The sequence below is a fragment of the Bacillus sp. UNC437CL72CviS29 genome (assembly GCF_000482345.1).
Taxonomy (GTDB): domain Bacteria; phylum Bacillota; class Bacilli; order Bacillales; family Bacillaceae_G; genus Bacillus_A; species Bacillus_A arachidis.
This window is the reverse complement of the sequence record NZ_AXVB01000023.1, coordinates 1-25442: the sequence shown is the minus strand read 5'-3', so window position 1 is coordinate 25442 and position 25442 is coordinate 1. Positions and strand designations below refer to the sequence as shown.

Genomic DNA, 25442 nt, shown 5'->3' with positions numbered 1-25442 from the left:
TTAATAGTACCTTAGCAATACAAAGGTTAGACTACGTTCTGGCATCAACGCATACTTGGTGAAATGAATGTAACGTCTGCTGAAGCAATTGAATTTGCCAAGTTGAAAGCAAGCGTAGTATGTTCTCATGATAGAAATATGTGTAAAGTCGCTGGAATAAATCAGCGGCTTTTTTCATACCAAGTATGTTTCAATTTAGTGAACAAGTATAAAGTTCGAGCTTTATATATTGTCATTATATTTTTTTACGGTTATTATATACCTATACGGGTATATGTAATTTTAATTTTGTATATATCTGTAGCAGTAAGAAAAAATAGTTGTGGAGGTTAGGGAAATATGAGTAAAAAAATCGTCGTAGTCGGTGGAGTTGCCGGCGGAGCATCAGTAGCAGCGCGTCTTCGTCGTTTAAGTGAAGAGGATGAAATTATTATGTTTGAGCGAGGCGAATATATTTCGTTTGCGAACTGCGGATTGCCGTATTACATTGGCGGTGTGATTCAAGAGAGACAGAAGTTGTTAGTGCAAACAGTTGAGAAGATGTCAAAGCGATTTCATTTAGATATACGTGTATTAAGTGAAGTGATAAAAATTAATAAAGAAGAAAAAACAATTATTGTGAAAAATGTAATGACAAATGAAACATACGAAGAATCTTATGATGTTTTAATTCTTTCACCAGGATCTAAGCCAATTGTGCCACCTATTTCAGGAATTGAAACCGCAAAGGCGTTGTTTGCATTACGGAATGTACCAGATACAGATCGCATTAAAGGGTATATTGATGAGGAGAAACCACGCCATGCGACTGTTATTGGTGGAGGATTTATTGGGGTTGAAATGGCAGAAAACTTGAGAGAAAAAGGAATAGATGTGACGCTTGTTGAGATGAATAATCAAGTAATGCCACCAATCGATTATGAAATGGCAGCATATGTACATGAACACATGGAGGAGCATGGCGTTCAGCTCATTTTGAAAGATGGAGTAGAGGCTTTTGAAGAAGATGGTAAAGTTGTTCGTTTAAAAAGTGGTTCAAAAATCAATACAGATATGATTATTCTTTCTATCGGTGTTCAGCCAGAGAGTAGTTTGGCAAAAGAAGCAGGATTAGCACTTGGAGTAAGAGGAACAATTAAAGTAAATGAAAAACTACAAACTTCGGATTCGTCTATTTATGCGATTGGTGATGCGATTGAGGTAAAAGATTTTGTAACGGAAACAGAAACAATGATTCCGTTAGCATGGCCAGCAAATCGACAAGGTCGTCTATTAGCGGATATCATTCATGGGCATACAGAATCGGTATACAAAGGAACGATGGGAACATCAATTGCAAAAGTATTTGAATTGACAGTTGCTTCAACAGGAGTAAATGAAAAGGTATTGCAGCATTTGAATATACCCTATGAGGTAGCACATGTACAGGCAAATTCTCATGCGGGTTATTATCCGAATGCATATCCTATTTTATTAAAATTAATTTTTAATAAAGAGTCAGGCGAAATTTATGGTGCACAAGCTGTTGGACGTGACGGTGTAGATAAACGAATTGATGTCATTGCAACGGCAATGAAAGCGAAGCTAAAGGTAATGGATTTACCAGATTTAGAATTAGCATACGCACCGCCGTATTCTTCTGCAAAAGATCCAGTAAACATGGTGGGGTATGCTGCAAGTAATATAATCGAAGGGCTTGTAGATACTGTGCAATGGCATGAGATTGACCATATTGTCCAAAACGGTGGATATTTGATTGACGTTCGTGAACCAAATGAGTTGAAACAAGGAATGATTAAGGGATCGGTTAATATTCCATTAGACGAATTGCGTGAAAGATTGGATGAAATTCCAGTAAATGAAGAAATATATATTACATGTCAGCTCGGTATGAGGGGCTATGTTGCTGCACGTATGTTAATGGAAAAAGGATATAAGGTGAAAAATGTAGATGGTGGTTTTAAATTGTATGCAACTGCCTTGCCAGACCAGATTGTCTATAAAGAGGTTTAAAGTAAATCCCTATTCATTATGATAAAGCTAACTAAAATAGTGCTTTACAAAATACCCTTAAGGGTATAAGATGGTTTGTAAATGCAAATCAAAATCTTACTACAGTAAGTATTTCTTTCAATAAAGCATATTTTAGAAAATATTGAGGTGATCGGGCATTGGAATATAATCAAGATATTAAAAATAGGCTGAAGCGAATTGAAGGACAAATTCGTGGTGTTCTTCGAATGATTGAGGAAGAGAAGGATTGTAAAGAGGTAATTACACAATTAACAGCGTCACGTTCTGCTATGGATCGCGCAATCGGATTAATTGTCGGGACAAACTTGGAGAAATGTTTGCGAGACCAATTTGAAAAAGGCGATACATCAAATGAAGATTTGATTAAAGAGGCTGTACAATTACTTGTGAAAAGTAGATAATCTGTCAAACGAATGTGTTGACAGATTTTTAAAACATCACTTCATACCCCTATAGGTATATAGGATGTTAAATTTTTTTAAACGGAAATATACCATAGGGGGTAAGGTAGCGATTGACTTATCATTACAAACAATAGATGTGCTGAGAAAGTTATATTCATGTAGATGTTCGTAGTAAAGCAAATGATATGGATTGAAAAATAGAAGAAAAAGATGGAGGTATAGAATATGAATGCAAAACAAGTATTAGATGTGAAAGGCTTAGCATGCCCAATGCCAATCGTAAAAACAAAAAAAACTATGGAAGCTTTACAGTCTGGAGAAGTGTTAGAGATTCACTTAACAGATAAAGGCGCGATAAAGGATATTCCAGCGTGGTCAAAAACAGGTGGGCATGAAGTACTAGATCATACGGAAGAAAACGGTGTACTAAAATTCTGGATTAAAAAAGCGTAAAAATGACTGTTCTACGGATACGAATCGTATAGAGAAAGATTAGAGGAGAGTGTGTATGGGGGCAAATACAGTATTCAATATCATTTTAACTATACTTGTTGCTTCGTTTATCATTTCTCGCTTTTTACCGGTTAAGGGTGTTAAAAATATAAGTGGGAAAGAGCTAAGAGGTTTACTTCATAAAAAGAACAAACAATTGATTGATGTTCGCACACAAGGTGAATTTAGGGGGAATCACATTCAAGGATTCCAAAATATCCCCTTAAATGAGTTCGCACAAAAAGCGAGTCATTTAGATAAAAACAAAGAAGTAATTGTTATTTGTCAAAGTGGAATGAGAAGTAAACAAGCAACAAAAATGCTAAAAAAATTAGGCTTTCAACATATTACGAATGTCTCAGGTGGTATGAATGCTTGGAATTAAGGAGGAAATAAAAAATGAAAGAAATGACAGCAAAAGAATTAGAAAATAAATTGATGAACCACGAAGTATTAAATATAATCGATGTTCGTGAAGTAGAAGAGGTAAAGGAAGGGAAAATTCCAGGAACTCTTCATATTCCACTTGGTTTATTGGAATTTCGTATGCATGAATTAGATAAAAACAAAGAATATATTATGGTATGTCTCTCTGGAGGGAGAAGCTCACGAGCTGCTCAGTTTTTAGAAAGCAATGGTTTTAAGGTTATAAATATGACTGGTGGCATGTTAGAGTGGAAAGGTAAAACAGAATAATACTGTATACAAGGCAGTGTTTTTTATAAATAAAGGGTTTCGTATATTTTTTGTAATACCCATATAGGTATATAGAGGTGGAGAGTTAACATGGAGAATAAGAAGAAAACAACGATCGTTTTGTTTAGTGGAGATTACGATAAGGCGATGGCGGCATATATTATTGCGAATGGTGCAGCGGCATATGATCAGGAAGTGACGATTTTTCATACGTTTTGGGGGCTAAATGCACTTCGGAAAGATGGACATGTGAAGGTAAAGAAAAACTTTTTGGAGAAAATGTTTGGAAAGATGATGCCTCAAGGTGCAGATAAGATGGGATTATCCAAAATGAACTTTGCGGGGATGGGTCCTAAAATGATTAAGCATGTTATGAAAAAGCATAACGCTATGCCACTTCCAGACTTAATTGATATGGCAAAAGAACAAGGTATTAAGCTTGTAGCCTGTCAAATGACAGTTGATTTATTAGGGTTAAAAGAAGAAGAGATCATGGAAGATGCCGAGTTTGCTGGTGTGGCAGCTTATTTAGCAGATGCTTCTGATGGAAATGTGAATCTATTTATTTGATAAGTAAATAGATTCCTTAAGAAAAAACGATGAACGCCATTGGAGAACTAGTGGCGTTCATTGATTAAGCCCAAATAACTTTCATTAATCTTCCATATTCATCATCTGCAGCTTTATATAATAGTCTTGTATGTTCAAATACAAGGGCAGGATTAAAGTATGGTTCTGTAAATACAAGGGAAGTCGAAATGTCGATAGAATCGCTATTACTAATTGTGAATTTTGCGAATCGATATGCTGTATTTAGTTCGTTGATTACATGCAATAATTCGCTTTTTTTAGTTGAATCATGAACTTGAGCGACATTGAAGCAATATATATCGACCGTAGGATGCTCGCTATTAAAGGCAGCAATAAGCCGAACTTTTGCGCCACTCTCTGTATCTAAGTTCACTGAAAAAAATACAGAGCCATCATTTTCATCTATGTTTTCTTCCATATATATTTCATTGGATTTTAGATAATCTTTAAAGTCTGAAACGTTATGTTTTACCGCAGCTTTCATATGTTTTACCTCCTGTTAATTGGAATATACACCTATCCTTTATTATAATTTAAAGATATGGAAATTGATAGATGAAAAGTTAGAATTTTTAAAATGTTATTGTGTATGAACAGACAGGAACCATCTGATTTGGAAAAACAAAGAATATCTCACGGATAGAAGTCACATCTTATAGCGGAATTAAAAGTATAAAAAACCCAGCTCTACCTTCATAGAGCTGGGTTTTTTATTAATTCTCATTCGATGTTGTTTCTGTATCTTCATCGTTATTGTTATTTTTTTTGGTAGTAGAATTTTGGTGATTATCGCTATCGTTATTTGTATCTTTTGTTTTCTCAGAGTTTGTTTTTTTCTTGTCTTCTTTATTATCAGAATCAACCTTCTTATACTCAGATAGTCCAAGATGAGTACGAAGTTGTTTTGTTAAATTGTCTAAATCTTCTTCTACGGGAACATAATAATACGTACCACCGTCACTTGCGCGACCACATTCTTTATCACCAGCTGACATATAACAATCTTTACCATTAATCTGTAAATTTTCAATTGAAGAATCTACACCGTATTTATAGAATGATAACATATCATCAAATGTTAAGTTTGTAACGAATTGTCCATCAATGTGATCAATAATATCGCCTACTTTTGTTACAGAATCAACGCTTGCTAGCTTTTTCAGAATGGCTTCAATAACAAGCTGTTGGCGTTGACCACGCATTGCATCACTATCAATATGACGTGTTCTTGCAAGAGCAAGAGCTTCTTCACCGTTTAATTTTTGAACGCCTTTTTTCAAGTGGATTGCACCTGCGTTATCGTTACTATCTTGTTCAGTAAATTCAACAGGAACATCTACTTCAATACCACCTAAATCATCCACAATTTTTATAAATGATTTAAAGTTGAATTTTACAAAGTAATCAACAGGAACATTGAGTAATTTTTCTACTGCATCAATACTAGCCTGCGGGCCACCATTTTTCCCGTTTTTAGCAGAACCATATGCATGTGCATGTGTAATTTTATCCATTTTCTTTTCTATTGGGATATAAGTATATGTGTCTCGTGGAATACTCAAAAGTTTTACAGTTTTACTATCTTTATTAAAAGTTGCAAGTAACATTGCATCTGTTCTGATAGCAGCACCGTATTCTTTGCCACGTGTATCGCTTTCATCAACGCCCATGATTAATACAGATACATTATTAGAAATAGGTTTCACTGCTTTATCACGTAAATCTGATTTATCCCCCCGTGCTAAACCGTGAGCAGCATTTCGAACAGCAGAGGATGCTTTATTTACTAAAAACCAAGTATAACTGCCTCCTATTATTAAAAATACTAAAAGAGCACTTATAACGATTTTTGTTTTTTTCCTTCCTTTTTTCGTATTATTTCGTATATTTTTTTGCCAAGATGGGATTTGATCCATTTCATATACTCCTTCATTTGGATTAAAATACGACACTCATATCACCTAATTATAATGAAATTTGGTGGAAAAGAACATTACAAATCATTTACATTTCACAAAAATTCGATTTATTTTTCGAAAAGTCAGATTTTTTTGGGGGTTACGAACCAAATTTTAGGAGAATAAGCAATAGAGAAGTAAGATTTGTTGAAAGGTTTTGTTGCAAAGTTTGAAAAAAGTATAAACAGGTTGATAAATGAAGAGAAATGTTTAGAAAGAGGCTAGTAATTGTTGAAGTTCATTGTACGTCGAAAAGGCGGAGTCTATTTGAAGATTTCGCCTTTCTTTCTCTACAGCTAGCTATTTATAAGAGCACATCTTATTTAAGCCTTTATTTGGATATGTAATTTTGCATATCTAAATAAGGGGGATTACTATGCAGAGTGTGATTAAATTATATTAAACAATAATTAAATGTTGTTTGAAAATTAAAATGGTTATTTTTCAACGGGATATATCAAGTTGTAACTATTGTAATTACTTAAATAATACTGAAAAATAATTTTATAAGTATAATATTTCCACTCGCATTAATATTCAACAACTAAATTTTTGAATATAGTCGACAAAATTCTACTATTTACGCATTAAAAATTTAATGTTTTAATAAAGGTGTAATTGGTATGACCACTAAGGAGAGGAGAGGGTTGTACTAATAAAAGTGCAATAAAGTTTCAAGTAACACTATGCTAAAAATAATTTTTGGAATACTCAGTTTATTAGGTTTGGTAATAATTTAGAATCAAAAAAGTGTCGCATTTGTAAAAATGGAATTTTAAGTCTCTACAAAGCAAAAATAATCTTATTTAATCCGAGGTGAAAGTATAAGCAATGGGTTTATCTATCTGGGCTTCTGTAAGTCAAACAGCAACTCCAGAGAAAAATAAATATTATACTATTCATTTGGCAGCTACTTCAAATTAGGTGATGAAATTTTATTGTTTACTTGTGAAAAACATAGTATTTAAATGAGGGGGAAGTAAGGTCCTTACATTCTATGAGAAACGAGAGTTTAGCACTCTATCCAAAAGAATTCTCCTTCCTCAAGCATGTGCAAGAAGAGACCCTAGCGCTAGGTCGTTCAAGATGTATGAATAAAATTGTAAAAGACAATAGTAAAGAGGTGTACTGAATGAAACATAAAATACTTACAGGGTTTTTAATAACATCCATTGTTACTGGAGTGAATATTCCTATTAATACTCTCGCAACACCAATCGTTCAAGCAGAAACGCAACAGGAAAATATGGATATTTCCTCATCATTACGAAAATTAGGTGCACAATCTAAATTAATTCAAACATATATAGATAAAGCTTTAATGAGCCCTAATGTACAACTAGAGGAAGTTCCATCTTTAAATACGAACCAATCCCTAATCAAACAAGATATGAACGAATGGTCATCGGAACTTTATCCAAAATTAATTCTATTAAATTCAAAAAGTAAAGGATTTGTAACGCAATTTAATAGCTATTACCCAGCATTAAAACAGTTTGTAGACAATAAAGAAGATAAAGAAGGGTTCTTGGATAGACTTGAAGTTCTTCAAGATAAAGCTACGACAAACCAAGAAAACGTACAACGTCAGATTAATGAATTAACAGATCTTAAATTACAGCTTGATACAAAGCTTAAAGATCTCGATACTGACGTGACAAAAGCACAGGGTGTACTAAGTTCAGAGGGAACAGGGAAAATAGACCAGCTAAAAAATGAATTACTAAATACCCAAAAATCAATTCAAGATGATTTACAACAGATAGCATTATTACCAGGAGCTTTAAATGAACAAGGACTTAAGATATTCCAAGAGATCTATAGTCTTGCAAAAGATATCATTGAACCGGCTGCTCAAACGGCGGTGGCAGCGTATAACAAAGGAAAAGAAATTAACAACTCTATTTTAGAAGCAGAGAAAAAAGCAGAGCAAGAAGCGAAAGAACAGGGTAAATCTGCTCTAGAGATTGAATCGGCTAAAAAAGCAGCTCGTGAAGCAATTGAAAAAAGCAAACAAGGTGAAATAGCAGCAGCAGCAGCTGCACAAACGAAAGAGTATGACCTTACGAAAGTTATTGACCCTGAAAAAATTAAGAGCACATATAGTGCCTTCGCTGAAGTAAATAAACTAACAGCCGAGCAGCGAGCACATTTAGATGATTTAGAGACACAAAACCAAAAATTTTATGATTTAACAAAGAACCTAACAGTAGCGGATTTACAAAAATCAATGCTTCTTATTATGCAAAATGATTTACATACATTTGCAAATCAAGTGGATGTAGAACTTGACCTACTAAAACGCTATAAAGAAGATTTGAATCTAATCAAAAATAGTATTACAAAATTATCTACTAATGTTGATACAACTGATCAACAGTCTCAAAAAGATACATTAAGACAATTAAAAAATGTAACAAGTTACCTTGAAGAGCAAGCTAATAAGTTTTAATATTATGAATTTAATGAAAATAATTTAAAGATTATAAGAATCTATCAAAAAACTGAGAAGGAGAATAGTTATGAAAAAACTTCCATTTAAAGTGTTAGCTGTAGCCACTCTAGCAACACTTATAACTACTACTAACGGTAACACTATTCATGTACTTGCACAAGAACAGACCGCTCAAGAACAAAAAGTAGGGAATTATGAATTAGGACCTGAAGGGCTGAAGAAAGCATTAGCTGAAACAGGATCTCATATTCTTGTAATGGATTTGTACGCAAAAACAATGATTAAACAACCAAATATAAATTTATCCAATATTGATTTAGGTTCAGAAGGAGCAGAATTAATTAAAAATATTCACCTTAATCAGGAACTGTCACGAATCAATGCAAATTATTGGTTAGATACAGCGAAGCCGAAGATTCAAAAAACAGCACGTAATATTGTAAATTACGATGAACAATTTAAAAATTATTACGATATATTGGAAGCTGCTGTACAAAAGAAAGATAAAGCAGAGCTAAAAGAGGGTTTAAATGATTTAATCACTACAATTAATACAAATTCAAAAGAAGTTACAGAAGTAATTAAGATGTTACAAGACTTCAAAACAAAACTGTATGACAATTCTACAGGGTTTAAAAATAATGTTGGTGGTCCAGATGGACAAGGTGGATTAACGGCACTATTAGCCGGAAATAATGCCCTGATTCCACAACTTCAAGCTGAAATTGAGAAGCTACGTTCTACTCAGACAGAGCATTTTAACAATGTATTAGCATGGTCAATTGGTGGTGGATTGGGAGCATTCATTTTAGTTGCTGCAGCCATCGCAGGAGGAGTAGTAATTGTTGTGACTGGCGGTACAGCAACACCAGCTGTTGTTGGTGGCCTTGCAGCTCTCGGTGCAGCTGGTATCGGTTTAGGAACAGCATCTGGTGTCACGGCGTCTAATCATATGAACTCCTATAACGAAATTTCTAAAAAAATCGGTGAACTAAGTACGAAAGCCGATCTTGCTAGCCAAGCAGTTATTTCGCTTACTAACGCGAAAGCAACTTTGACAGATTTATATCAAACAGTGGATCAAGCGATAATGTCTCTAACAAATATCCAACAACAATGGAATAAAATGGGGGCTAATTATACAGATTTACATGATAATATCGACTCTATGCAAGAACATAAATTCTCTTTAATACTTGATGATTTAAAAGCTGCTAAACAAAGTTGGAGTGATATTCATAAAGATGCAGAATTCATTTCGAAAGACATCGCTTTTACACAAGAAGCAAAGAATTAAAAATCAAAACCTATATGGGAGGAATATGAAATGATGAAAAAAATCCCTTACAAATTAATCGTTGCATCGGCGCTTTTAACTATGACAACAACTTCTGTAGTCTCACCAGTAGCAACTTATGCAAGTGAAATTGAACAAACGAACAATGGAGATACGTCTCTTTCAGCAAATGAAGTGAAAATGAAAGAAACATTGCAAAAGGCTGGGTTATTTGCAAAATCTATGAATGCCTATTCTTATATGTTAATTAAGAATCCAGATGTGAACTTTGAAGGAATTACGATTAATGGGTATGAAGATTTACCTAGTAAAATTGTGCAAGATCAAAAGAATGCAAGAGCACATGCTGTTACATGGGATACGCAAGTAAAAAAACAGCTTTTAGATACATTGACAGGCATTGTTGAATACGATACAACATTTGATAATTATTACGACACAATAGTAGAGGCGATTAATACAGGGGATGGAGATACTTTAAAAGAAGGGATTACAGATTTACGAGGTGAAATTCAACAAAACCAAAAGGGTGCACAAAATTTAATAGCAGAATTAACTAAGTTAAGAGACGCTATTGGAGAAGATGTTAGAGCATTTGGAAGCCATAAAGAGACTTTACAATCGATTTTAAAAAACCAAGGTGCTGATGTTGAGGCTGATGAAAAGCGCTTAAATGAAGTTTTAGGCTCAGTAAACTATTATAAAAAATTAGAGTCTGATGGATTTAATGTAATGAAAGGTGCCATTTTAGGCCTACCGATAATTGGTGGTATCATAGTCGGTGTAGCAAGAGATAATTTAGGGAAATTAGAGCCTTTATTAGCAGAATTACGTAAGACTGTAGATAATAAAACAACATTAAATCGTGTAGTTGGAGTTGCGCATAATAATATTAATGAGATGCATAAGGCGCTTGATGATGCTATTAATGCTCTTACTTATATGTCCACGCAATGGCATGATTTAGATTCTCAATATTCGGGAGTACTGGGACATATTGAGACTGCATCTCAAAAAGCGGATCAAAATAAATTTAAATTCTTAAAACCTAACTTGAATGCTGCTAAAGACAGTTGGAAAACATTAAGAACGGATGCTGTCACATTAAAAGAAGGGATAAAAGAATTAAAAGTGGAATCTGTTACTCCGCAACAATAGGGAAAGATCGGCTCTATTATAAAATCGCCTAAAAAAACATAGAAAACCTAGGGACAAATCGTTAAATATTAATTTAACAATTTGTAATACACCGAAAAGGCGGAGTCTGATTAAGGACTTCGCCTTTCACTATAAATTCTCTTTGAATGATATTCATAAAGATGCAGAACTCATTTTATTTTTAAAGAGGAATAGAACCTATAATCAAAACCTACATAGGGGGAATATGAAATGATAAAAAAAATTCCTTACAAAATACTCGCTGTATCGACGTTTTTAACTATTACAACAACTTATGCAGTTACACCAGTAGCAACTTATGCAAGTGAAATTGAACAAACGAACAATGGAGATATATCTCTTTCAGCAAATGAAGAGCAGATGAAAAAAGCTTTGCAAGATGCTGGGTTATTTGCAAAATCTATGAATGAATATTCTTATTTGTTAATTAATAATCCAGATGTGAGTTTTGAAGGAATTACTATTAATGGGTATGCAGATTTACCTATTAAAATTGCACAAGATCAAAAGAACGCTAGAGAACATGCTGTTACATGGAATACGAAAGTAAAAAAACAGCTTTTAGATACATTAACAGGCATTATTGAATACGATACAACATTTGAAAATTATTATGGAACATTAGTAGAAGCGATTAATACAGGGAATGGAGATACTTTAAAAAAAGGGATTACAGATTTATGGGGGGGAATTCAACAAAACCAAAAGTCTGCAAAAGCATTAATAGAAGAATTAACTAAATTAAAAGACGCTATTGGAGAAGATGTTAGAACATTTGGAAGCCATAAAGAGACTTTACAATCGATTTTAAAAAACCAAGGTGCTGATGTGGAGACTGACCAAAAGCGTTTAGATGAAGTTTTAGCGGATATAAACTATCAGAAAGGCATAGAATCTAAAGGATTGACAATGGTGAAAATCCCCTTTTTCCCCACGATGATTGCTGGTGGTATAATGATAGGTGATGCAAGAAGTAAGTTATCAAGTTTAGAGCCTTTATTATCACAATTACGTCAGACTGTAGATTATAAAATAACATTAAATCGTGTAGTTGGAGTTGCGTTTCATAATATTAGTGATATGCATAGTGCAATTGATAAAGCCATTACTTCTCTTACTTATATGTCCGCGCAATGGCATGATTTAGATTCTAAATATTCAGGAGTGCTGGAACATATTGATAAGGCATCTGAAAAAGCGGATCAAAATAAATTTAAATTCTTAAAACCTAACTTGGATGCAGCTAAAGAGAGCTGGAAAACATTAAAAACAGATGTTGTCACATTACAAGAAGGGATGAAAATTGCAGAGAAAAAAGAACAGGATCTTATGAATCAGCTTCGTCCATCAAACGTTTTCTACTTTTATAAAAAAATTCATAACGCATACACATTTGAAATAAAGACTGGAACAAATGCACCAAATGCGTCTTATAAAGTTATGAATTTAACTAAAAATACTGTTCATAATATGTGGAGTGGAGGACCAAATACAAACATGTGGGCTGACTGGCTTTCATTCAATCCAAAAGATGAATTTGCGGTGGTAGCAGTAGTGGATGGGAAAGAATACGTTGTATATAAAGACAAAGTAGAAAATATAATGAACTGAACCCGAAAAGGGTTCAGTTGCAAAGTTTGAAAAAAGTATAAACAGGTTGATAAATGAAGAGAAATGTTTAGAAAGAGGCTAGTAATTGTTTAAGTTCATTGTACGTCGAAAAGGCGGAATGGGAAGTGTCGCAGTTAGCATTTTAGCGCACTTAGGATATGAGATAGTAGCTGCGACTGGAAAAGTGGAAGAGAAAGAAATGTTGCTTCATTTAGGTGCGAAAGAAATTATTCATCGAGATGAAATAAATGATCAATCTGGAAAACTGATGTTTAAAGGAATTTATGCGGGTGTAATTGACACAGTTGGCCAAAATACATTAGCAACCACTTTCAATACGGAGGAAGTGTAACGACGTGTGGTAACGTTGCAGGACATGAATTTAAAACTTCCGTATATCCATTTATCCTGCGTGGCATTCATTTGCTCGGAGTAGATTCTGTACAATGTCCAATGATATTAAGAAAGCAGATTTGCTCAATATTAGGAGATGAGTGGAAAAATCAAAACTTATTACCTTATACGACAGAATGCACATTAGAAGAAGTAAATGATAAATTTGACCTTATACTGCAAGGGAAATTAAAGGGAAGAACAATTGTGAAGGCGTTATAATATCGGATCTATCTAAATATATGAAAAAAGACGCCCTTATCCAGGACGTCTTTTTTTGTACTATAGTGTTTGTTTTAATGTGAATTTTCCTTGTTCTCCTAAAACTCCATCTGCAATATTGACAGCGTGATCACCGATACGCTCTAAATTACTTACCATATCAACAAAGATGATACTCGCATCACCAGAGCAACTACGTTCATTTAAGCGTAGTACGTGGCGTTTACGCAACACACGTTCCATTTGATCAATTTTACGTTCTTTTGTAATGACTGTTTGTGCGAGTGCAGTGTCAAAGTTTGTTAAAGCGCCAATTGCATCTTGCAATGTTGAAGTTGTAAGTTCAAGCATTTCATTTAGTTCTGCCATTGCTTCATCTGATAGTGTTATGCGATTAGAAATTTGAGAGTCTACAAGCTCCACAACGTTTTCTACATGGTCTCCAATACGCTCAATATCTCCGACAACAGATGCTAAGGCTGAATGTTTTTCGGAATCCATTGGTGAAAGTGGTTTTTCAGAAAGTAATACTAAATAATCGGTAATTCTTCTATCTAAGTTGTTAATAGCACCTTCTAATTGAGCTGCCGTATTAGCATGTTTCTTTTCTTTTGTATTTAAAAATTGAGTTGCTTCTTTTAGTCCGTGTAATGAGAACTCTGCCATACGAATAATTTCTTTTTGCGCCTCTGTTAAGGCAATGGCAGGAGATTGTTCAATAAAGATTGGATTTAAGTGCTGTGGTTTAAAGTCAATTGCAGCATCTTCTCCGCGAATAATCTTTGTTACAATCCATGCTAACACTGCAATGAATGGGAATTGAATAATCGCATTCGTTACGTTAAATGTTCCATGAGCAAAAGCAATTGTCATTTCTGGATTTAAGTTTAACGATGTCTGGAAATATTGAATCAAATTTGTAAATGGTACTAATAAAATTGTAAAGATGATGGTACCAACTATGTTAAAGATAACGTGTACTAGTGCTGCGCGTCTTGCTGCAATAGAAGTACCAATCGCTGCTAATACAGCTGTAATTGTTGTTCCGATATTATCACCGAATAGTACAGGTAGAGCAGCTTTTAAATCGATTGCACCTTGGCCAAATAATTCTTGTAAGATCCCAATTGTTGCGCTTGAGCTTTGTACAATTAATGTAAAGACTGTACCTACGATAACCCCTAGGACTGGACTGTTACTCATACTAACAGTTAATTCTTGGAAAGATTCTAAAGAACGAAGAGGTTTCATACCTGTGCTCATTAATTCCAAACCGAAGAATAACATACCGAATCCGAAAACGACTTGTCCGAGAGATTGGACTTTTTTATTTTTAAAGAAGAATAGTAAGATTGCTCCAACTGCCATAATTGGAAGAGCATATTCTCCGATTTTAATTCCGATAATAAATGCTGTAACGGTCGTACCAATATTTGCCCCCATAATAACACCAATTGCTTGTCTTAGCGTCATAAATCCAGCACTTACAAGTCCAACTGTTAAAGCAGTTGTTCCTGAACTAGATTGAATGAGCACGGTAACTAACATACCTGCTAGTACGCCCATAAGTGGGTTAGTTGTAAAGCGATCAAGTATGTCGCGGAGGCGATCACCAGCTGCTTGTTGCAGTCCGTCCCCCATGTACTTAATCCCGAATAAGAAAATACCTAATCCACCAATAAACTGGAAGATCATGTCTTGAACATTAAATTCCACACATTTCACTCCTTAAATTTCATGTACGGTGTAATTATCAACTAAAATTTGAGGTACTGTAAACGATTTACTGATAAAATTAACACTAAATTTACAAAGGGGTTAAAAGTTTACATTTATTTAAAGAAACTCCTGGATTTAATTGGTTTTAATGTGGTATTTAGGATGTTTTTGTAAAGGAATACCATTGGATGTAAAGGCCCTTTGTATATGTTTTGGGTTAATGCTAGAGAAATATGAAACATAAATTATGTCTTGCAAAGTAATAGCATGAATATGTATCAGTAAACTCATTTCACTATTTGTAAAAAGTAGGCATTGTTCCTGACGAAAGAATTTCCATTTACAATTACGAATTTCATAACTGCTATTGTGAATTACAAGCAGCCGGTGTGATAAAACAACATATAAATATAGATATTTCTATATTTTTGTAAAATTGGTATAATGTGAGAGTGTTGAGGGGAGTAGAATAATAGATAGTTAAATAAAGATTGTATAATCTAGCTTAGAATTAAGTAGGGGGAAAAAGTAATGAAATATGGATCTACGGTTTTAATGATAATGTTTATCTTATGTGGAACTATTTTATCAGGCTGTAATTCTGAAAAGCAACAAGTTGATACGAAAATAGAGAAGGAAAAGGAAGAGAAGGAAAAGAAGGTTACAAAGGAAGATCAATTTGAAGAAGTTCCGGTGCAGGCATCTATTACTGCTAATGATCCAATGGAAATCGATTTGAAACATAAAATTGATCCAGGTACGGTGACACCTGAATCTGTTTATGTAATGGATGAAGAAAATGCGAAGGTAGATAGTAAGCTAAAAATAGATGGAACAAAGCTTATTATTGAATCTAAGGATAAGGAGAAAAAACAAGGTACATATACGGTATTTGTAACAAGTAAAGTGAGAAAAGCAGATGGTTCAGAAATAGGAAAACCGCTCAAAGTAGTTTTTAACGTGAAAGAGAGTCAAAAACAAAATACAACTGAGGAAACTGAAAAGAAAAATGAATCTGAACCGCAGGGAAATGTCCAAAAAGAAGTAGTACAAGTAAAAGACTTTACATCATACAATGGGAAATGGACAGATTCAGATGACTATTGTGGAAATGGGATTTTTGTTATACTCCAGTTTAGTGAAAAAAATGTAGCGAGAGTTCATTTAGGTGCACAAATGCATGGTCAAAAGTCGAGAGATTGTGCAAATGCGAGACCGGATGGGGCAAAGGGAGGAGCTATTGTTACCTTTGATAATAATGGCGTTGGAACATTTACATTTACAAATCTAAGAAGTAATGTATTGCAAGAGGGAACGATTCAATTAGCTGGAAATAAAGTACTGTTAACGACGAAAATATTGGCTCCTGGAGAAAATGGGTCTGAGACTTATTTTGGAGACAATGTAACAACAAATTTAAAGTATCATCGTGATAAATAAGAGTTAGAAAAGGCTGCTGGGTCATCCAGCAGCCTTTTCATTTTTTTTATCCATCTGTTTTTGCTTTCGTACATTTGTAATGTAAATAAACAGAAACGCGATAAGTAACACAGAGGAATAACGATATACAGTTGCATAGTCTGTAAAGTGTGCGATGAATCCGAAGATAATAGCACCTGCTCCAATGCCAAGGTCAAATGCAGAAAAGAATGTTGCAGTAGCAACGCCGCGGCGATGCGGAGCTACACGGTCAATCATCCATGCTTGTAAGGCGGGCTGTATGGCGCCGAATCCACTTCCGTAACAGCTTGCTGCAATAATTAAACTTGGTATTGTTGTTGTATATGATAATAGGATAATACCTGCAAATGTTAAGATAACACCAGGAATAATCACAAATGTATGGCCCTTTACATCGTATAACCTTCCGGAGAAGGGACGTGTTACTGCGATGGCAAGAGCGTTAAATAAGAAGAAAAGGCTAATATCAGCGATACCGACTTGCGCTGCGAATAACGTGATAAAGCTCCCAATTCCTCCGTACATTAATGTAATACATAGTATTAATAATGAAGGAAGTAAAGCTTTCCTTTCGATAAATCCATCTAAAAACGTTTCGTGTGTTTCTGGAATTGGTTTTTCAGTTGCTTGAATTTTGAGTAACTTTGTTAATATTAATGAAATTATTGTGCAAGATAGCGCACATAAAAAAAGAATCGTAAAGCTATAAGTCTGCATGAGCCAGAGTCCGATAAGAGGACCAAGTGCCATCGCGATCGTTCCAGAGAGGCCGAAATATCCCATACCCTCGCCACGGCGTGCTGCAGGAATTAAGTAAGAGACTACAGTCCCATATGTGGTTGTTGTAATACCAAAACCAGCTCCGTGTAAAATGCGAACAGCAAGAAGAAGGAAGACAGTGGAGGCAAATAGGTAGCTGCCCATCGCTAGTAGACAAATTGCAGTACCAGTCATTAAAATAAGCTTTTTACTGAATTTTTGTAGTGCATTTCCAGTGAGCGGCCGAATAATTAAAGCTGCCACAGTAAACATTCCAACAACAAATCCGATGTTTGAACTTGTACCACCAATTTCTTTCACATAAACAGGTAATGTTGGAATTAACATTTGAAAACCTAAAAACATACATAAGTTTGCTAAGATGAGCGCCATAAATTCTTTTGTCCATAAGGGTTCTCGTTTTACGAGTGCTGCTTCTCCCATATATTCATCCCCTAAATATTTTTCTCTCTTCTTTTGAGTATATGTAGTGGCCAATCGAACAGTCAAGAAAGGTGAATCGAAATGAAATAACAATTTTGAGACCAAAAAATTTACAAATTTGTGTAATCACTACACAAATTGCTGCAAAAAAGGTAAAGTATAGATGTATAGTCTGCTAGTTGTTATGATTGATAGAGATGTTTTTTCTAAAAAGAAATCGGATTCAAATAAATAGTGAAGTAGATGGGGGTTTCTACTATTTTACTATTCATATTTGAAAGGGTTTACAAAATGATGAAGAAGAAAGAGGCGTATATGCATGAGACGATTAGGTATTTCTATTTATCCAGAACATTCTACAGTAGAGAAAGATAAGGAATATTTAACATTAGCGCATCGATATGGTTTTACACGTGTGTTTACATGTTTATTATCAGTAGATGGGGAAAAAGAGAAAATTGTTAAAGAGTTTAAAGAAACGATTTCGCATGCGAATGAATTAGGTTTCCAAGTACTTGTTGATATTAGTCCGGCCGTTTTTGAACAGCTTGATATTTCTTACAACGATCTTTCATTCTTCAGTAAATTAGGTGCATATGGTATTCGTCTAGATGTTGGTTTCTCAGGATTAGAAGAATCTATTATGACATATAACCCGTATGGATTGAAAATTGAGATTAATATGAGTAACGGTACGAAATATGTTGATAATATTATGAGCCATCGTCCGAACCGTGAAAATTTAATTGGTTGTCATAATTTTTATCCGCATCGTTATTCGGGCATTTCTTATGATCACTTTATAAAATGCTCAAAACAATTTAAAGATTACGGCATGAGAACTGCTGCTTTTATTACATCATTTGATGCGACATATGGTCCATGGCCGGTAACAGAAGGTTTATGTACACTTGAACAACATCGTGAATTGCCGATGACAACGCAGGCAAAACATTTATTTGCAACAGAATTAATTGATGATGTAATCATTGCGAATGCATATGCATCAGAAGAAGAATTAAAAGCGCTCGGAGAAGTAAATAAAGAAAAGCAAACGTTTGATATAGAGATTTATGAAACAACAACAGAATTAGAAAGAAAGATCATATTAGAAGAACCACATTTTTACCGCGGGGATGTGTCTGAATATATGATTCGTTCAACACAAAGCCGTGTGAAATATAAAAAAGAAGAGTTTAAACCGCATAACACAAGAGCGATTAAACGTGGTGACATTCTTATCGATAACGAACAATATGGTCAATATAAAGGAGAATTACAGATTGCTTTAAAAGATATGGTAAACACAGGGAAGACAAATGTAGTTGGCCGTGTAGTAGAGGAGGAAATCTTCTTATTGGATTATTTACAGGCTTGGGATAAGTTTGGATTTGTGTTAAAAAAATAATCCCTATCAATATGAATTTTTTGAATTAAAAAAGGTTGCCCTCCTATCATAAGGCAACCTTTTTCGTTTATTCATATCGTAAACATTCAATCGGATCAAGTTTCGCAGCTTTGTTAGCTGGCAGTAACCCGAATAGAATACCAATTAACATAGATAATGCTACTGAAATTAAACCTAATTTTATGGAAACAACAAGTGGCCATCCCGCGAAAATTGCGACAATCCAAGCGAAGAAAATACCGAGCATAAATCCAATGAATCCGCCTAATGCTGTTAAAATACAAGATTCAATTAGGAATTGCATCAATACTTTTCCGCGCGTTGCACCAAGTGCTTTACGGATACCAATTTCACGCGTACGTTCTGTTACAGAAACGAGCATGATATTCATAACACCAATACCACCAACTAAAAGTGAAATTGCTGCAATACCACCGAATACACTTTTTAATATACCTGTGAAGTTATCAATCTCTTTTAAATCATCTTGTGGATTTGGTACTTTGAATTTCCCAGTATGCTCTGGTTTTTTCGCATCATTTAATGATTTTACAACTGCATCTTGCACATTTTGCTTATCTTGACCTGGAGCAATTTTTACTGTTAAGCTGTCATAATTATTTTTCCCAAATAGAACAGGCCAGTTTTCAGCAGAGATGATACCTTCTTTAAACTCCATGCCACCCATCATTGCTTTGATAGAGTATACACCCACTACTTTATAAGGAGTACCTTTTATATCAAGATATAAGCCTTCCTCCCAAGAAGGGAACAATTTATCAAATGCATCTTTATTTAGTACAATTGCATGCTTTGGTTTATCTAAATCAGCAGCTGTTAAAAATCTGCCATGCTCAAGCTTAAATTTAGAAGCATCTTCAAAATAATCACCTTTCGCACCAATTATATCAATATCTAATTCTTTTTTTCCGGCATACACTTTTTCTTTTCCTCTAACGTCAGGGTATACATCTTGAACACCAGGAATTTTTGAGACATTGTCATACATGCTTGCTGATATTTTTCCATCCATATCAGCATAATCTTCTGTTTTATAGTTTACTGAAAATTGATCCGTCTTTTCTTTCCCGATTTGTTCACGGAACTTTGCGTTTGTTCCGTCTCCAATAGAGATGATTGTAATAATCGCACTAACTCCGATAATAATCCCAAGCATCGTTAAAATAGAACGCATTTTATGAGCGAAGATAGAGGAAAGGGCCATGCGTATATTTTCACTTATGTTCAAAATTAACCTCTCCAATCTTGGACGATATTTCCGTCACGAATTACAATTTGGCGTGCTGCCGCTTCCCCAATTTCTCGATCATGGGTAATCATAATGATTGTTGAGCCTTGTTTGTTTAATTCGTAAAAGAGGTCCATAATTTGTTTACTTGTCTTTGTATCAAGTGCACCAGTTGGTTCGTCGGCTAAAATGAATTTTGGATTATTTACAATTGCGCGAGCAACGGCAACACGCTGCTTTTGCCCACCAGATAGTTCATTTGGTAAATGGGTTGCACGATCTGCTAGACCTACTTTTGTTAGTGCAGCTAACGCACGCTCGCGGCGTTCCTTTTTGTCTACTCCAGCGTAGATAAGTGGTAACTCTACATTTTGCAGTGCATTGAGACGAGGAAGCAGCATAAAGTTTTGGAATACAAATCCGATTTCTTTATTCCGAATATGAGCTAGCTCCGTTTCAGACATGTTTGAAATGTTTTGTCCAGCTAATGAATAAGTTCCGTTTGTCGGCTTATCTAAGCACCCGATAATATTCATTAATGTCGATTTACCAGACCCAGATGGCCCCATGATAGAAGTGAATTCTCCCTGGTTTAGCGTTACATCAATACCATGCAGAATTTCAACTGTTTCTTCACCGTTTTGAAAGGATTTCGTGATGCCTCTTAAATCAATCATTGGGCATTAACCTCCATACCATCCTTTAAGTCTTTTTCTGGTTTAGAGATGATTTGGTCACCTGTTTTCACGCCGGACACTTTTGCTTCGCTATCTGTTTCGAATTCAACAGTTACTGCTTGTTCTTTTGCTTTTCCATCTTTCACGATGAATACAACATTTTTATCGCCTTTTTTCACAATGCTGCTTTTTGGAACAACTGTACCTGTTGCTTCACCTGATTTACTTGTTACGTATACGTGGAATCCAGTTTGCAATTCTTCATTATTATCTAATGTAACAATAAATTGATAGTTAGATACTGTCTTGTTTTCATCCATGCTCTTTACTGGTGTTGTACCGATTTCAGTGACTTTACCAGTCCATGTTTTTCCAGGGACAGTTTTTGATGTAACGGTTACTTCTTGCCCAACTTTAACGTGAGCTAATTCGTATTCTGATAGCTGACCTTTTACTTTTAGAGGACCAGCAGTGCGAAGGGTAATGCCGCTCATACCAGTTTTTTCATCTGCATTTTTTGTAATATCTTCAATTACGCCATCGGCAGGACTTGTTACAGAAAGAGTATTTAGTTTTTCATTGCTTGCTTGAATCATTTGCGTTGCTTTTTCAACTTCAAATTTTTTCATTTCAAGCTGAGATTCAAGTTGCCCGATTTCAGTTTCAGTTGCTTTTAACAATTCCCCTGGTGAACCGGCATTTTTATCTTTTTGCAGCTTTTGTTTTGCTGCATTTAGTTGTTTGTTTAGTAATTCCACTTCTTTATTAGCCATTTTTTTTTGCATTTCTGCTTCTGTTACACCTAATTTCATAGCAGGATCATTATATTTAAAGAGTAGCTGCCCTTTTTTTACTTCATCGCCCTTTTTAACAGATAGCTCATACGTACCTTTTGATGGATCAAATGCGATTGTTTCTATTCCATTCGGAATGACTTCGCCGCCAAATTTTTGTGCATTTTCAATCTGCTTTTCTGTTACTTTATAACTGCTGTATGCCATAGCTACATCAGAACTACCGCCAGCAAAAGCAAAATATGAACCTGCGGCAATTCCAATTGTTATTAAACCAGTAATGATTACTTTATTTTTCTTTTTCATTTATTTATCACCTTTCGCTCGTTTTGGTATCTACTTTTAGTATAGAAGAGAAGGAAAATATGACAAATCTTTTTAGCTTACAATAACATTACAGTTTTGTAAGGTTTACAGATTAATAAAAATTAGGCTGAGATTGTATGGGATAAGCGAGGTTTGTTTTGTAAGTAAGCAAATTCATTGACGAGCCTTTTCTTTCTTACAATAATATTTTATGAAGGAAAGGAGGGAGAAAAATGGAAACTTATTTTCGAGCAGCTCCATTAGAACCGTTTGTTCCATACTCAAAACAACATGTTATGATACTTCTTCTTATCGGTATAGGAGTGTATTTTCTATATCATTTTCAAGATCTACTTCGTCAAGAGAAATGGAATAAGATGGTTCGCTATGCGATAGCTTTTTTATTCATTGGAAGTGAAATCGGGCTTGATGTATGGCAAGTGAAGGCTGGGATTTTTCAGTCGAGTACATCATTACCATTTGAACTATGCACGATTAGCTTACTATTAGCAACAATGATGGTTATTACAAAAAGTTATAAAATATACGAAATCGTCTTTTTTACGGGGATCATTGGTGCATCACAAGCAATCTTAACGCCAAACTTACAGTATGCTTTCCCGCATTTTCGCTTCATAGAATTTTTCATTGCACATGTATTATTAATATGGGCACCGCTCTTTATGACATGGGTAGAAGGATATAGGCCGACTTTTCACTCAATCAAGCGTACGATGATTTTTTTAAATCTATTAATTCCAATCGTTTCGTTTGTGAATTATGAAACCGGTGGCAATTATATGTTTTTAGCACATAAACCTGAAACAGCTTCATTACTTGATATGTTAGGACCGCATCCATACTATATTATTTCATTAGAAATTGTTGCGTTTATAGGCTGTTTACTTTTGTATATGCCATTTGCTAGCAATGAAAAACGGATACAAAAAGAATCACTAGAATCTTAATCTAGCGATTCTTTTTTTGTGTAGAAAATATTTACAATTCTGAAAATTATTTATAAAATAGAACAGAATATAAATAGAATGGAAATTTGTATAGAGAGAAGGGGAAAAATGGTAAGAAAGGTCGTTTCAAATGGGGTAGATATTACAGTGCAATTGATCCTTTCCATTATAGGAATCATTTGTTTAGGTGCTCTTCCAAAATTATTTGAAGGATTGCATATTAACTTTTCACAGTATGTACAGGCCGTAAAGATGTTAGCTATGAAACTGATAGATCTTCCAAACTTAACATATGGGATGAATAAACCGTTATTTCCGCAACTATTCATCCATTATAAAGAAACAATGGTTATTTTTTTAGCTTCATTTTTTATTTCTCTATGTATGGCTTTTGGTATTGTTTATATCATAATTAGAAGTCGTTCGCACATACAAAATCGTATCAAATCATTTCTTCTTTTTCTTGAGTCTATTCCAGACATTCTTCTTATTATTGGATCACAAATTATTGTCGTATGGTTTTTTCAAAAGACAGGTTTTTTACCGGTGAAAATTGCCGCACTAGGGGGAGAATCAATTCGGGGCTTACCGATTATTTGTTTAAGTATCCCAACTACGATTATGTTTATCAAGTTATTATTGCTTCGCTTTGAAACAGAATTAGAAAAAGACTATGTTTTATTTGCGAAGGCAAAAGGATTGGAACGTTTTTATATTTTAAATCATCATGTTGTACGAAACGTATTGCTTAGTACACTGTTTTTTGCGAAAACGAATATTTGGTTCATGTTATCGAATTTATATATTATCGAATGGCTTTTTAATACGCACGGTATTTTTATATTCATTAAAGACTATCCAGCGATTGAGATGTTTACAATCGGTGTTTTACTTATTTACATCCCAATTTTTATTTTATTTAAGTCGTTTCATTACTTCGTTCCGGATGCGATGAAAGAGAGGGCGTAAGAGATGTGGAAATATATAAAGCGTGATAGAAGGTTTTGGATCAGTAGTTTATTTCTCATTGTATTAGTTCTCGTAAGCATTGGAAATACGATATGGAATGATGGACAGATTCGGCAAGTATCTTTGCAGTATGATGCACAAGGAAATCCAGAAGTGCCACCATTTTCGCCTTCATTGCAGTTTTTACTTGGAACAGATCGAAAAGGTTATGATCTTTTAAATTTAGTTATTGAGGGTGCAAAATGGACGATTGGTATATCTGCTTTTATTGCTATCATGCGTATGATAATAGGTGTGTTTTTTGGCATAATATTAGGAACTTATATAAAAAGAGGCTTTTCAAAAATTGAAGCTTTTTTTGATAGTTTTACAGTAATTCCAACGGTCATGATTGCATATTTTTTACTTCGGTTTGCGACTAGCTTTGAAAATGGAGCAGAAACATCAAGTTTTTTTGAGAGAGCATCATTTCAAGTCATACTGTTTATTGTGCTTGCAATTCCTACAATTTCTCTCTATATTGCGAATGAAGTGCGGAAATTACAAAAGGAAGAGTTTATAGATGCTGCTCGTATACTAGGAGGAAGTAAGCGGCATATTGTTATGAAACATGTTTTTCCGCACTTATATATGACGTTTGTACTTGTGTTTATGCAGCAGTTTATTCAAACACTGATTCTTTTTCTTCATTTAGGATTACTTGAAGTATTTTTTGGAGGGACGGTACAGTTTGGTGGAATGGATAAAGAACTAGATTCTTATACACATGAATGGTCAGGTTTAATAGGTGTCTATTTTAGATCCCTAACAGTGCATCCGTGGATTCCACTCGTACCGATTACTTTCTTTGGACTTACTATTTTTTCAGGGAATATGATTGCACGAAGTATAGAGGATGCAATCGCGAAAGTAAGAGTAGGTGAAAGGAAAAAACAAGAAGGAGTAAAAGAGGTGCAGCAGGTTTCACTTCCTAAAGAAGAGTTATTTACATTTAAACATACGATGTAAAAGAAAAGAAGCAAGCACTTGTTAGAATGTGGTATTATCCCATTTAGGTAGACAGTAAAAAAGAGTCCATCTGGTATGATGGACTTAATATTGTTTATCTGGAGGGGATTTTTTTATGGCGAAAAAAGGACAATCATTTCAAACATATACAGAAGAAGTAAAACAAGAAGCCGTTCGACTTCGATTAGAGGAAGGAAAAACATTACAATTCATTCGAGCACAGTTAGGAATTAAAAGTGACGCTCAAATTGTTGAATGGGTGAAACGTTACGAAAAAGGACAATCGTTTGAAGATCAACGTGGCATATGGAAGCGAAAGCATTTTAATAGTATAGAAGAAGAAAATGC

At 34.5% G+C, this 25442-nt stretch carries 23 protein-coding genes and 2 pseudogenes; 17 read left to right on the top strand and 8 right to left on the bottom strand.

Features of this window, described 5'->3' with window-relative positions; translation table 11 throughout:
- The first annotated feature begins 339 nt into the window (after positions 1-339).
- From cdr to M014_RS0116935, 6 genes are all read left to right on the top strand, one after another.
- Positions 340-2013 (top strand): CoA-disulfide reductase, encoded by a 1674-nt coding sequence (cdr, locus tag M014_RS0116960; RefSeq protein WP_026592799.1) that lies wholly within the window; start codon positions 340-342, stop codon positions 2011-2013.
- A 158-nt stretch (positions 2014-2171) separates the two neighbouring features.
- Entirely contained in the window at positions 2172-2435 is a 264-nt protein-coding gene (locus M014_RS0116955) for a metal-sensitive transcriptional regulator (RefSeq protein ID WP_026592798.1), read from the top strand.
- Positions 2436-2663: 228 nt separating this feature from the next.
- Positions 2664-2891, top strand: coding sequence for a sulfurtransferase TusA family protein (locus M014_RS0116950; RefSeq protein ID WP_026592797.1), 228 nt, complete (start codon positions 2664-2666; stop codon positions 2889-2891).
- Positions 2892-2946: 55 nt separating this feature from the next.
- Positions 2947-3315 (top strand): rhodanese-like domain-containing protein, encoded by a 369-nt coding sequence (locus M014_RS0116945; protein ID WP_026592796.1) that lies wholly within the window; start codon positions 2947-2949, stop codon positions 3313-3315.
- Between the two features lie 14 nt (positions 3316-3329).
- A complete protein-coding gene (locus M014_RS0116940; protein WP_026592795.1) occupies positions 3330-3626 on the top strand; it encodes a rhodanese-like domain-containing protein in 297 nt (98 codons plus the stop codon).
- A gap of 90 nt (positions 3627-3716) precedes the next feature.
- Positions 3717-4196, top strand: coding sequence for a DsrE/DsrF/DrsH-like family protein (locus M014_RS0116935; RefSeq protein WP_026592794.1), 480 nt, complete (start codon positions 3717-3719; stop codon positions 4194-4196).
- Positions 4197-4260: 64 nt separating this feature from the next.
- On the opposite strand, the gene M014_RS0116930 is transcribed toward M014_RS0116935, so the two are convergent.
- The 3 genes and pseudogenes from M014_RS0116930 to M014_RS30675 form a co-directional block, all read right to left on the bottom strand.
- A complete protein-coding gene (locus M014_RS0116930; protein WP_026592793.1) occupies positions 4261-4701 on the bottom strand; it encodes a hypothetical protein in 441 nt (146 codons plus the stop codon).
- A gap of 229 nt (positions 4702-4930) precedes the next feature.
- Entirely contained in the window at positions 4931-6133 is a 1203-nt protein-coding gene (locus M014_RS0116925) for an LCP family protein (RefSeq protein WP_026592792.1), read from the bottom strand.
- A 252-nt stretch (positions 6134-6385) separates the two neighbouring features.
- Positions 6386-6472, bottom strand: a pseudogene (locus tag M014_RS30675) (IS6 family transposase); the annotation flags it as partial.
- 835 nt (positions 6473-7307) lie between these two features.
- On the opposite strand from M014_RS30675, the gene hblC reads away from it, so the two are divergent.
- The 5 genes and pseudogenes from hblC to M014_RS28560 all read left to right on the top strand — a co-directional run.
- A complete protein-coding gene (gene hblC, locus M014_RS0116910) occupies positions 7308-8627 on the top strand; it encodes a hemolysin BL lytic component L2 (protein ID WP_026592791.1) in 1320 nt (439 codons plus the stop codon).
- A 70-nt stretch (positions 8628-8697) separates the two neighbouring features.
- Positions 8698-9927: a hemolysin BL lytic component L1 gene (gene hblD / locus M014_RS0116905; RefSeq protein WP_026592790.1), complete on the top strand. Its 1230-nt coding sequence runs from the start codon at positions 8698-8700 to the stop codon at positions 9925-9927.
- Positions 9928-9957: 30 nt separating this feature from the next.
- The gene (gene hblA, locus M014_RS0116900) at positions 9958-11085 is read left to right on the top strand and encodes a hemolysin BL binding component B (protein WP_026592789.1); all 1128 of its coding nucleotides are present in this window, start codon (positions 9958-9960) and stop codon (positions 11083-11085) included.
- A gap of 231 nt (positions 11086-11316) precedes the next feature.
- Positions 11317-12717, top strand: coding sequence for a hemolysin BL regulatory component HblB (gene hblB / locus M014_RS0116895; RefSeq protein ID WP_026592788.1), 1401 nt, complete (start codon positions 11317-11319; stop codon positions 12715-12717).
- Between the two features lie 112 nt (positions 12718-12829).
- Positions 12830-13332, top strand: a pseudogene (locus tag M014_RS28560) (zinc-binding dehydrogenase); the annotation flags it as partial.
- 60 nt (positions 13333-13392) lie between these two features.
- Here the strand turns inward: M014_RS28560 and M014_RS0116880 are convergent.
- Complete coding sequence (locus tag M014_RS0116880; protein ID WP_026592786.1) at positions 13393-15048, bottom strand: Na/Pi cotransporter family protein; 1656 nt, start codon at positions 15046-15048, stop codon at positions 13393-13395.
- A 534-nt stretch (positions 15049-15582) separates the two neighbouring features.
- On the opposite strand from M014_RS0116880, the gene M014_RS29715 reads away from it, so the two are divergent.
- Positions 15583-16491 (top strand): Ig-like domain-containing protein, encoded by a 909-nt coding sequence (locus tag M014_RS29715; protein ID WP_197030406.1) that lies wholly within the window; start codon positions 15583-15585, stop codon positions 16489-16491.
- Positions 16492-16512: 21 nt separating this feature from the next.
- On the opposite strand, the gene M014_RS0116870 is transcribed toward M014_RS29715, so the two are convergent.
- Entirely contained in the window at positions 16513-17715 is a 1203-nt protein-coding gene (locus tag M014_RS0116870) for an MFS transporter (RefSeq protein ID WP_026592785.1), read from the bottom strand.
- Between the two features lie 319 nt (positions 17716-18034).
- Between M014_RS0116870 and M014_RS0116865 the strand changes: the two genes are divergently transcribed.
- Positions 18035-19123 (top strand): DUF871 domain-containing protein, encoded by a 1089-nt coding sequence (locus M014_RS0116865; protein WP_026592784.1) that lies wholly within the window; start codon positions 18035-18037, stop codon positions 19121-19123.
- A 67-nt stretch (positions 19124-19190) separates the two neighbouring features.
- Here M014_RS0116865 and M014_RS0116860 read toward each other — a convergent pair whose 3' ends face one another.
- The 3 genes from M014_RS0116860 to M014_RS0116850 are packed head-to-tail and all read right to left on the bottom strand — an operon-like array spanning position 19191 to position 22149.
- Positions 19191-20372, bottom strand: a complete 1182-nt coding sequence (locus tag M014_RS0116860; protein WP_026592783.1) for an ABC transporter permease — start codon at positions 20370-20372, stop codon at positions 19191-19193.
- A gap of 2 nt (positions 20373-20374) precedes the next feature.
- A complete protein-coding gene (locus M014_RS0116855) occupies positions 20375-21049 on the bottom strand; it encodes an ABC transporter ATP-binding protein (protein WP_026592782.1) in 675 nt (224 codons plus the stop codon).
- A complete protein-coding gene (locus M014_RS0116850) occupies positions 21046-22149 on the bottom strand; it encodes an efflux RND transporter periplasmic adaptor subunit (RefSeq protein ID WP_026592781.1) in 1104 nt (367 codons plus the stop codon). The genes M014_RS0116855 and M014_RS0116850 overlap by 4 nt, the downstream gene beginning before the upstream one ends.
- Before the next feature lie 233 nt (positions 22150-22382).
- Here M014_RS0116850 and M014_RS0116845 point away from each other — a divergent pair, with 233 nt between their 5' ends.
- The 4 genes from M014_RS0116845 to M014_RS0116830 form a co-directional block, all read left to right on the top strand.
- Positions 22383-23117, top strand: a complete 735-nt coding sequence (locus tag M014_RS0116845; RefSeq protein ID WP_026592780.1) for a YwaF family protein — start codon at positions 22383-22385, stop codon at positions 23115-23117.
- Between the two features lie 108 nt (positions 23118-23225).
- The gene (locus M014_RS0116840) at positions 23226-24086 is read left to right on the top strand and encodes an ABC transporter permease subunit (RefSeq protein ID WP_026592779.1); all 861 of its coding nucleotides are present in this window, start codon (positions 23226-23228) and stop codon (positions 24084-24086) included.
- Positions 24087-24089: 3 nt separating this feature from the next.
- Positions 24090-25094 (top strand): ABC transporter permease, encoded by a 1005-nt coding sequence (locus M014_RS0116835; protein WP_026592778.1) that lies wholly within the window; start codon positions 24090-24092, stop codon positions 25092-25094.
- A 115-nt stretch (positions 25095-25209) separates the two neighbouring features.
- On the top strand, positions 25210-25442 hold a 233-nt coding region (locus M014_RS0116830; protein ID WP_026592777.1), incomplete at its 3' end, for an IS3 family transposase.